This window comes from Streptomyces sp. NBC_00386 (assembly GCF_036063235.1).
Lineage (GTDB): Bacteria > Actinomycetota > Actinomycetes > Streptomycetales > Streptomycetaceae > Streptomyces.
In genome coordinates, this window is sequence record NZ_CP107950.1 from 404,139 (window position 1) to 414,911 (window position 10,773).

Sequence of the window (10,773 nt, forward strand, 5' to 3'; positions counted from 1 at the left end):
CGCAGTTCAGAAGATGCCGAGTTCGTCGTCGAGGAGCTCGTACAGCTCTTCGTCGCTCGCCGAGCTGAGGTCGTCTTCGTCCCCGGCTCCGCCGGCGCCTCCCGGATCGGCGGGCTCGTCCCCGTTCCAGCGGGCGAGCAGCGCCTGGAGACGCATGTTGATCTTGGTTCGGGTGACGTTGTCGACGCCGTCCGCTCCGGCGCCGTCGAGGGCGGCGGCGAGGCGGTCGAGCTCGTCGAGGACCGGCGCCGTCCCGCCCGTACCACCGGGGAGGTCCTTCAGCACCCGCCGCGCGAGTACCGCGGGCGTCGGGTGGTCGAAGACCAGCGTCGCGGGCAGCCGCAGGCCGGTGGCCTTGTTCAGCCGGTTGCGGAGCTCCACCGCGGTCAGCGAGTCGAAGCCCAGGTCGCCGAAGGCCTGGTCGGGCTGGACGGCCTTGGCCGAGCTGTGGCCGAGGACGGCGGCGACCTCGGAGCGGACGAGGTCCAGGACGGCCTCTTCGCGCTCGCTCTCGGGCAGGCCCGCGATCCGTTGCGCCAGCGGTACTAAAGCCGCCCGGTCCATGCGCCGCGGCCGGCCGCCGACGAGCGCCCTGAGCAGCGGCGGCACCGGTGCGGTCGCGTTCCGCAGGGCGGCGAGGTCCAACCGTGCCGCCACCACGAGGGGTTCCCGCAGCGCGAGCGCGGCGTCGAGAAGTTCCAGGCCGTCCTCGTCGGACAGTGGCAGCACGCCGCCGCGGGCGAGCCGGGTCCGGTCGGCGCCGCCGAGGGACTCAGTCATGGTGCCGGTGCGCTGCCACAGGCCCCACGGCAGCGACACCGCGGGCAGCCCCTGGGCGCGGCGGAGCCGGGCGAAGGCGTCCAGGAAGGCGTTGGCCGCGGCGTAGCCGGCCTGGCCGGGGGTGCCGAGCGTGCCCGCGAGCGAGGAGAAGAGCACGAACGCCGACACGTCGCCCGCCAGTTCGTGCAGGTTCAGCACCGCGTCGGCCTTGGGGCGCAGCACCTTCTCCAGGCGCTCCGGCGTGAGCGAACCGATCACGCCGTCGTCGAGGACGCCGGCCGTGTGGACGACGGCCGTCACCGGCGAGCCGGACAGCACCTCGGCGAGGGCGTTCCGGTCGGCCACGTCGCAGGCGGCCCAGAGCACTTCGGCACCCGCGGCGGTCAGTTCCGCCCGGAGCTCCGCCGCACCCTCGGCATCCGCGCCGCGCCGGCTCATCAGCAGCAGGCTGCGCACGCCGTGCTCGGCGACCAGGTGCCGGGCGACGAGCCCGCCCAGGGCGCCGGACGCGCCGGTCAGGAGCACTGTGCCGGTCCCGAGGTCCGGGGTGGCCCGCGGGGCGTCGGCGGCGGCCCTGGCGAGCCGGGGTAGCAGGAGCGCGTCACCGCGGAGCGCCGCCTGCGGCTCCTCGGAGGCGAGGAGCCGGGGGACGGCTGTCGCCACGGCCCGCTCCAGGTCGGCATTCTCTTCGGTGTCGAGGAGGACGATGCGGTCCGGATTCTCCGACTGTGCCGACCGGACCAGGCCCCACACGGCCGCCTGCACCGGGTCGCCCGCTTCCGGCTCGTCCCCGGAGGCGACCGCGCCCCGGGTCACCAGCACCAGGCGGGCGGCCCGGTCCTCGGCCTGCCACCACTGGACCAGCCGGAGCACTTCGGCGAGGACGCTCCGGACCCGCTCGGCATCGGTACCCGACCCGCCGGGGCAGGGGACGACGACGGCGTCCGTGTCCGCCTGCGCCCCGGTCTCCACCGTGGGGGCGGCGAGGAGGGCGGCGATGTCGTCGTAGGCCCGTACGACCGGTGTCCGCGCGTCGGCCGTGGTGGCGAGCGGTGCCCACTCCACGGTGAACAGGGAGTCCCGGGAGCTCGTGCGCAGTTGCTCGGCCGACACCGGGCGCAGCGTCAGCGACTCGACCGACATGACGGGACGGCCCGTGTCGTCGGCGGCCTCCAGCCTTACCGTGTCCCCGCCGGCCGGGGAGAGCCGTACCCGCAGGCTCGCCGTTCCGGTTCCGTGCAGCGTGACGCGGGACCACGCGAAGGGCAGCAGGGGCCCGTCGGCGGCCGGTACGAGGCCGCCCGCGCCCAGCGCGTGCAGCGCGGAGTCGAGCAGGGCCGGGTGCACGCCGAACGCGTTCGCCTGCGCCTCGTCGGTGACGGCGAGTTCGGCGTAGACCGCGTCGTGGCCGCGCCACACGGCGCGCAGCCCCCGGAACAGCGGACCGTAGCTCAGGCCGAGGTCCGCCAGGCGGTCGTAGAAGCCGTCCAGGTCCACCGGCTGGGCATCGACCGGGGGCCAGCTGCTCAGGTCTGTCCCGGAGGGGGTTGTGCCGGTGGTGAGGACGCCGGTGGCGTTGCGTGTCCAGGGGCCGTCCCCGGCTCGCGAGTGCACGCTCAGCGGGCGGCGACCGGAGTCGTCCTGGGCTCCCACGAGGACCTGGAGCGCGACGCCGCCGTGCTCGGGCAGCACCAGCGGTGCCTGCAGGGTGAGTTCCTCGACATGGTCGCAGCCGGTCTCGGCCGCGGCATGGGCGGCCAGTTCCACGAAGGCCGTGCCCGGCAGCAGCACCGTGCCCAGCACCACGTGGTCGGCCAGCCAGGGCTGGGACCGCAGGGACAGCAGCCCGGTCAGCAGGTGGCCGCCGGCGTCCGGCAGCTCCACCGCGGCGCCGAGGAACGGGTGATCGGTGGCGTCCAGCCCGGCCGCTCGTACGTCACCGGCCGGAGCGCCCGCCTCCAGCCAGTACCTCTCGTGCTGGAACGCGTAGGTCGGGAGGTCGACACGGCGCGCGCCCGGCAGGACGGCGTCCCAGTCGATGGTGACACCGTGCACCTGGGCCTGGGCCAGGGCGAGCATCAGCCGGTTCCGTCCGCCGTCGCGGCGGCGCAGCGTCGGTACGACCGCGGCGTCCGCGTCGGCGGCCTCGATGGCATCCTGGATGCCCGCCAACTGGACGGGGTGCGGGCTGACTTCGACGAACACGTCGTGCCCGTCGGCGAGAGCGGACCGGATCGCGTCGTGGAACCGTACCGTCTGCCGCATGTTGCGGTACCAGTAGCCGGAGCCGAGCTCGTCCGCGGCCAGCTTCCCGCCCGTCACCGTGGAGTAGAAGGGCACGGAGCCGGGGAGCGGGCTGATGCCGGCGAACCCCTCGCTCGCCTGTGCTTCGACGTGTTCGATCTGCGGCGAGTGTGCGGCGTAGTCGACGGCGACCTTGCGAGCCTGGACGCCCTCCTGTCGGCAGTGCGCGAGGAGTTCGTCGAGGGCGTCGGTGTCCCCGGAGACCACGACGGTGGCGGGCCCGTTCACGGCGGCGATGCCGAGGCGGCCGGTCCACCGGCCGACCAGTTCCCGTGCCTTCTCGTCCGGGAGCGTCACCGAGGCCATGGCACCGCGGCCCTGGAGCTCGCGGACCGCGAGGCTGCGCCGCACCACGATGCGCGCTCCGTCCTCCAGGGAGATCGCTCCGGCGATCACCGCCGCGGAGACCTCGCCCTGGGAGTGCCCGACGACCGCGTCGGGGGTCACTCCGAAGGAGCGCCACACCTCGGCGAGGGCGACCGTCATCGCCCAGAGCACGGGCTGCAGCACGTCGACCCGGTCCTGCTCGGCCTCGGAGGTGCCGCGCAGCACCGAGGTCAGCGACCAGTCCACGTGCGGCGCGAGGGCGCGTTCGCAGGCTTCGATCCGGTCACGGAAGACCGGGGAGGTCTCCAGCAGTTCGGTGGCCATGCCCACCCACTGCGACCCCTGCCCGGGGAAGACGAAGACGGTCCTGCCGCCGGTGCGTGCGGTCCCGGTCACCACGCCGGGCGGCGTAGCGCCGCCGGCGACACCGGCCAGTCCCCGCCGGAGTTCCTGGAGAGTCTGCCCGACCACTACGGCGCGGTGTTCGAAGGCCGCCCTGGTCGTGGCCAGAGAGTACGCAACGTCGGCCGCCAAGGCCGCCTCACCGTCGTCGTCCCTGTCGCCGTCGTCGTCCCTGTCCCTGTCCCTGTCCCTGTCCCTGTCCCTGTCCCTGTCCCTGTCCCTGTCCCTGTCCCTGTCGTTGTCGTCCAGGAAGGACGCGAGGCGGGCGGCTTGCGCCCGCAGCGCTGCTTCGGTCCTGCCGGAGAGCATCCACGGCACGGCCGTGCCGGAGCCGGACGCCGGGGGCAGCGCCTCGGTCGCGGGGGCTTGTTCGATGATGGTGTGCGCGTTGGTGCCGCTGACACCGAAGGACGAGATCGCGGCACGGCGCGGGCGGTCCGACTCGGGCCAGTCGACGGCCTCGGTCAGCAACCGGACGTCACCGGCCGACCAGTCCACGTGCGGCGTCGGCTCATCGGCGTGCAGGGTCCGCGGGAGCACTCCGTGGCGCATCGCCATGACCATCTTGATCACACCGGCGACACCCGCCGCGGCCTGCGCGTGACCGATGTTGGACTTCAACGAGCCCAGCCACAAAGGCCGGTCACCGTCCCGTCCCTGCCCGTACGTGGCGAGGAGCGCCTGCGCCTCGATCGGGTCGCCCAGCCTCGTGCCCGTACCGTGCGCCTCCACCGCGTCGACATCAGCGGTGGTGAGGCCCGCGGAGGTGAGTGCCTGCCGGATCACGCGCTGCTGCGCGGGACCGTTGGGCGCGGTCAGACCGTTGGACGCGCCGTCCTGGTTGACCGCGCTCCCCCGCACGACGGCCAGCACACGATGGCCGTTGCGCTCCGCGTCGGACAGCCGCTCCACCAGCAGCATGCCGACACCCTCGGCCCAACCGGTGCCGTCGGCCCCGGCACCGAACGCCTTGCACCGCCCGTCGGGGGCCAGTCCGCGCTGCCGGCTGAACTCCACGAAGACCGTCGGGCCGGCCATGACGGTGACGCCGCCGGCCAGCGCCATCGTGCACTCGCCGTTGCGCAGTGACTGGACGGCCAGGTGCAGGGCGACGAGCGACGACGAGCACGCCGTGTCGACCGTGACGGCGGGGCCCTCCAGACCGAACGTGTAGGACACGCGCCCGGAGGCGACGCTGCCGGAGCCTCCGGTGGTGAGCAAACCCTCGACGCCCTCGGGCAGTTCGCGCGGGCCCTGGCCGTAGTCGTGGTACATCAGGCCGGTGAAGACACCGGTACGGCTGCCCCGGACCGTCGCCGGGTCGATCCCGGCGCGTTCGAACGCCTCCCAGGACGCCTCAAGGAGCAGCCGCTGCTGCGGGTCCATCGCCAGGGCCTCGCGGGGGCTGATGCCGAAGAAGCCGGCGTCGAACTCGGCAGCCTCGTACAGGAAGCCGCCGTCGCGCGCGTAGGTCTTGCCGAGGCGCTCGGGGTCGGGGTCGTAGAGCCCGTCGACGTCCCAGCCGCGGTTGTCCGGGAACCGGGAGATGCCGTCCCGGCCGGAGGCCACCAGCCGCCACAGGTCCTCCGGCGAGCGGACCCCACCCGGGAGGCGGCAGCTCATGCCGACGATGGCGATCGGCTCGTCGACGGCGGCCGCGGCCTGCCTCGCCGAGGTCGCGGCCGGAGCGGCCGGGGCCTCGCCGAGGAGTTCGGTGCCGATGTACCGGGCGAGGGCGGCGGGGGTGGGGTGGTCGAAGACGAGGGTGGCGGGCAGGCGCAGGCCGATGGCGGGGGACAGCCGGTTGCGCAGCTCCACGGCCGTCAGCGAGTCGAAGCCCAGGTCCTGGAAGGCGTGCGTGGGCGGTACGGCCCGGGGCGAGGAGTGACCGAGCACGGCGGCGACCTCGGTCCGGACCAGTTCCAGGAGGGCCTCGTCACGCTCGTCGGCGGCCAGAGCGGCGAGGTGTTCGGCCAGGGATCCGGTGGCGGCGCGCTGGGCCGTGCCGCGTATGGGGACGCGGACGAGTCCGCGCAGCAGGGCCGGTACGGTTTCTGCCTCCCGGTTGCGCAGGGCGGCGGTGTCGAGGCGGACGGGGACGAGCACGGGCTCGTCGGAGGCGAGCGCCGCGTCGAACAGCCGCAGGCCGTCCTCGGTGGACAAGGGCAGGACGCCGGAGCGCGCCATCCGCGACCTGCCCGTCTCGTCGAGGGCGTCGGCCATGGCACCCTCCTGCTCCCACGGGCCCCACGCCAGCGAGACCGTGGGCCGCCCCTGGGCGTGGCGGCGCCGGGCGAAGGCGTCGAGGAAGGCGTTGGCCGCGGCGTAGTTGCCCTGGCCGGGGTTGCCGAAGACGCCCGCGGCGGAGGAGAACAGCACGAACGTCGTGCTCTCGCCGGTGAGTTCGTCCAGGTTGAGCACGGCGTCGGCCTTGGGCGCGAGGACGGCGCCCACACGCTCCGGGGTCAGCGCGGCGATCACGCCGTCGTCGAGCACGCCGGCGGTGTGCACGACGGAGTCGACCGGGACGGCGGCCAGCAGCCTGGCGAGGGCGTCACGATCGGCGAGGTCGCAGGCGGCCCACGTCGCTTCGGCGCCGAGCGCCGCGAGTTCGGCCTTCAGGTCCGCGGCGCCCGGGGCGTCCGCGCCGCGGCGGCTGACGAGCAGCAGCCGGCGCACGCCGTGTCCGGTCACCAGGTGACGGGCGAGGGTTGTGCCCAGCGCGCCGGAGGCGCCGGTGAGCAGCACGGTGCCGAGGCCGAAGGCAGCGCCCTCGGCGGGGGCGGAGGCCGCTTCGTCCGCGGGGCCGGTGGCCGCGTCCTGCGTTGCCGGGGAGGCGGCGCGGGCCAGGCGCGGTGCGCTGACCTCCCCTTCGCGGACGACGACGTGGGGCTCGCCGGACAGTACGACGCCGGGCACGAACGCGGCCGCCTCGTCCGGGCGGTCGGTTTCGAGCAGCACGATCCGGCCGGGGTTCTCCGCCTGGGCCGAGCGCACCAGTCCGCCCGCCGCGGCGTGCGCGAGGTCGTCGCAGCGCGCCACCAGCACGAGGCGTGGCGTCCGGTCGTCGGCGAACCAGCGCTGAACCAGCCGCAGCACGTCGGTGGTGACCGCACGCACCCGCTCGGCCCCGGTCGCCCCTTCCGGACCGTCGGGGCACGGGACCACGACCACGTCCGGCTGCGACGGCCCGTCGGCCTCGGCCAGTGCGGCGATGTCCGGGACGTACACGACCGCCGTCCCGTCCGCGTCGTCGGAGGGCAGGGTCAGCGACGCCCGCCCGACGGTGAACATCGCGTCACCGGAGGGCTTGCGGAGCTGCTCGGCCGACACCGCGCGCAGTGTCAGCGACTCGACGGACGCCACCGGCTCGCCGGCACCGTCGGCCACCAGCAGGGACACCACGTTCGTACCGGCCGGTGCCACCCTGACCCGTACGGTGGACGCGCCCATGGCGCGCACGGACACCCCGGACCAGGCGAACGGCAGGAGCGGCCCGTCCGTCTCGGCCGCGAGGGAGCTGCCCGCACCGCCCGCACCGATCACGCCGATCGCGTGCAGCGCCGCGTCCAGCAGAGCCGGGTGCAGGAGGAAGGAGCCGGTGTCCGTGCCGTCGGGGAGGGCGACCTCCGCGAAGACCTCCCCGCCCGCGCGCCAGGCGTTCCGCAGTCCACGGAACACCGGTCCGTAGGCCAGGCCCAGGGCGGCCAGCCGGTCGTAGAAACCGTCCAGGTCGACCGGCTCGGCGCCCGTCGGCGGCCACGCCGTGAGCGCCCGGCCGGCAGCCGCGGCGCCTGTCTCTTCGGTCCCTTCGGTGATGAAGCCGGTCGCGTGGCGGACCCACGGCAGATCGGTGTCGTCCTCGGGGCGCGAGTGCACGGTCAGCGGCCTGCGGCCGGTGCCGTCGGCCGCGCCGACCCACACCTGAACCGCGACGCCGCCCTGCTCGGGCACCATCAGGGGCGCTTCGAGGGTGAGGTCCTCCAGCAGGTCGCAGCCGGCTTCGTCGGCGGCCCGCACCGCCAGTTCGACGAACGCGGTGCCCGGCAGCAGCACGGTTCCGAGCACGGCGTGGTCGCTCAGCCACGGGTGCGTGCGCAGGGCCAGTCGGCCGGTCAGCAGCCGCTCGTCGCCGCCGGCCAGGGAGACGGCGGCGCCCAGCAGCGGGTGGTCGGCCGAGCCCAGTCCGGCGGCGCGGACGTCACCGGGTGCGGCCGGTGAGGCGTCGAGCCAGTAGCGCTCGTACTGGAAGGCGTAGGTCGGCAGGTCGACGCGGCGGGCGCCGGGGAAGAAGGCGTGCCAGTCCGGGGAGACGCCGTGCGCGTGCAGTTCGGAGACGGCGGCGACGAGTGCGGCCCGCTCGGGGCGGTCGGCGCGCAGGGCGGGCACGGTGACCACGTCGTCGTCCAGGCAGCCTTGGGCCAGGGCGCTCAGCACGCCCCCCGGCCCGATCTCGACGAACGTGGTCACGCCCAGGTCGTACAGAGTCCGGACGCCGTCGGCGAAACGGACCGCCTCGCGGACGTGCCGGACCCAGTACTCGGGGGTGTACGGCTCGGCCAGACGGCCGGTGAGGTTGGAGACCACCGGAATCCGCGGCTTCTCGAAGGCCAGCCCGCGGACGGCCTGAATGAACTCCTCCAGCATGGGGTCCATCAGCGGCGAGTGGAACGCGTGGCTGACCTTCAGCCGGGAGGTCTTGCGGCCCTGCTGCCGGAAGGCCTCGGCGATCGCGGTGACCGCGTCCTCGGCTCCGGACACCACGACGGACCGCGGGCCGTTGATCGCGGCGATGCCGACGCCGTCGGTGAGACGCGGAAGGACTTCGTCCTCGGTGGCCTGGACGGCGATCATCGCTCCGCCGGCGGGCAGGGCCTGCATGAGGCGGGCGCGGGCGGACACGAGCTTCGCGGCGGCGTCGAGCGACAGCACCCCGGCCACATGTGCGGCGGCGATCTCGCCTACGGAGTGACCGGCCACGTAGTCCGGCCGCACGCCCCAGGATTCGAGGAGCCGGAACAGCGCCACCTCGACCGCGAAAAGTGCGGGCTGGGCGGCGCCGGTACGGTGCAGTTCTTCCGAGTCGACGTCGACCGCGGTGCCGAGGTGCGCGCAGACCTCGTCGTACGCGGCGGCGAACGCCGGGTAGGACGCGTACAGCTCACGCCCCATGCCCAGGTGTTGCGATCCCTGGCCGGAGAAGAGGAACCCGACGCGCCCGCCGGTGCCGGAGAGGCCGCGCGCGACGCCCGGTGCCGGGGAGCCGGAGGCCACGGCCCGCAATCCCTCGGCGAGTTCCGTCTGCGTCCCGCCCTGGACCACCGCGCGGTGCTCCAGGGCCGTGCGCGTCGTGGCGAGCGAGAACGCGACGTCGAGCGGGGGGACTTCGGCGTCCGTGCGGGACAGCAGGCGTTCGGCCTGTGCGCGCAGGGCCTCCTCGGTCCTGCCGGAGATCACCCACGGCACCGGTCCGCCCGCGGCCGGGCGCGCCGCCTCCGGGACGACGGCCCCGGCGCTCTCCGCGCCTTCCTCCGGCGCTTGTCGGGCCTCGGCGTCCTGCGCGAACGCTTCGGTCGACGGGGCTTCCTCGATGATCGTGTGCGCGTTGGTGCCGCTGATTCCGAAAGAGGAGATACCGGCCCGGCGCGGCTTGTCCGACGCCGGCCAGGGCGTGCGCTCGGTGAGCAGCCGTACGGCCCCCGCCGACCAGTCGACGTGCGGGGACGGCGCGTCGACGTGCAGCGTGCGCGGCAGTTCGCCGTGGCGCATGGCCATGACCATCTTGATGATGCCCGCCACACCGGCCGCGGCCTGGGTGTGACCGATGTTGGACTTGATCGAGCCCAGCCACAGCGGCTTGTCGTCGGGACGGCCCTGCCCGTACGTGGCGAGCAGCGCCTGCGCCTCGATCGGGTCGCCGAGCCGGGTGCCCGTGCCGTGCGCCTCCACCGCGTCGACCTGTGCGGTGGTCAACTGGGCGGCGGCCAGTGCCTGTCGGATCACCCGCTGCTGGGAAGGGCCGTTGGGGGCGGTCAGGCCGTTGGACGCGCCGTCCTGGTTGACGGCGGAGCCCCGGACGACCGCGAGGACCTCGTGTCCGTTGCGGCGGGCGTCCGAGAGGCGCTCCACGAGCAGCAGGCCGGCGCCCTCGCCCCAGCCGGTGCCGTCGGCACCGGCCGCGAACGCCTTGCAGCGGCCGTCGGGTGCCAGTCCGCGCTGACGGCTGAAGCCGACGAAGGTGGCGGGACCGACCATCGCGGTGACACCGCCCGCCACGGCCAGCGAGCACTCGCCGTTGCGCAGCGACTGGACAGCCAGGTGCAGGGCCACCAGGGACGACGAGCAGGCCGTGTCGACCGTGACGGCCGGGCCTTCGAGGCCGAAGGTGTAGGCCACCCGGCCGGAGGCGACACTGCCCGAGGTGCCCGTCCCGAGGTAACCCTCCAGGTCCTGCGGGGAGTTCTGGAGGGCGGCGAGGAACTCGTGGTTCATCACGCCGGCGAACACGCCGGTCCTGCTCCCCGCCAGCGAGGCGGCATCGATACCGGCCCGCTCGAAGAGCTCCCACGACGTCTCCAGCAGCAGCCGCTGCTGGGGGTCCATGGCGAGCGCCTCACGCGGCGAGATCCCGAAGAGGCCGGCATCGAACCGCGCCAGGTCCCGCAGGAACGCCCCCTCGCGGGCGTAGCTGGTCCCGCGGGACTCCGGGTCCGGGTCGTAGAGCGCGTCCAGGTCCCAGCCACGGTCGGCGGGGAACTCCGAGACGGCGTCGTGGCCGCCTGCGACCACCTCCCACAGATCCTCGGGCGAGTCGACCCCTCCCGGGTAGCGGCAGCTCATCCCGATGATGGCCACCGGCTCCCCGGCGGCGTCCTCGTAGTCACGAAGGCGCCGCCGGGTCTCCTGGAGATCTGCGGTGACTCGCTTCAGGAAATAGCGGAGCTTGTCGTCGTTCACCAC

At 74.3% G+C, this 10,773-nt stretch carries 1 protein-coding gene; it reads right to left on the bottom strand.

The annotated features are described in order from the left end of the window. Positions 1-6: 6 nt before the first annotated feature. Positions 7-10,773 carry a type I polyketide synthase gene (locus tag OG780_RS01535; RefSeq protein ID WP_328443831.1) on the bottom strand — a complete coding sequence of 3,589 codons (10,767 nt, stop codon included), beginning with the start codon at positions 10,771-10,773 and terminating at the stop codon, positions 7-9.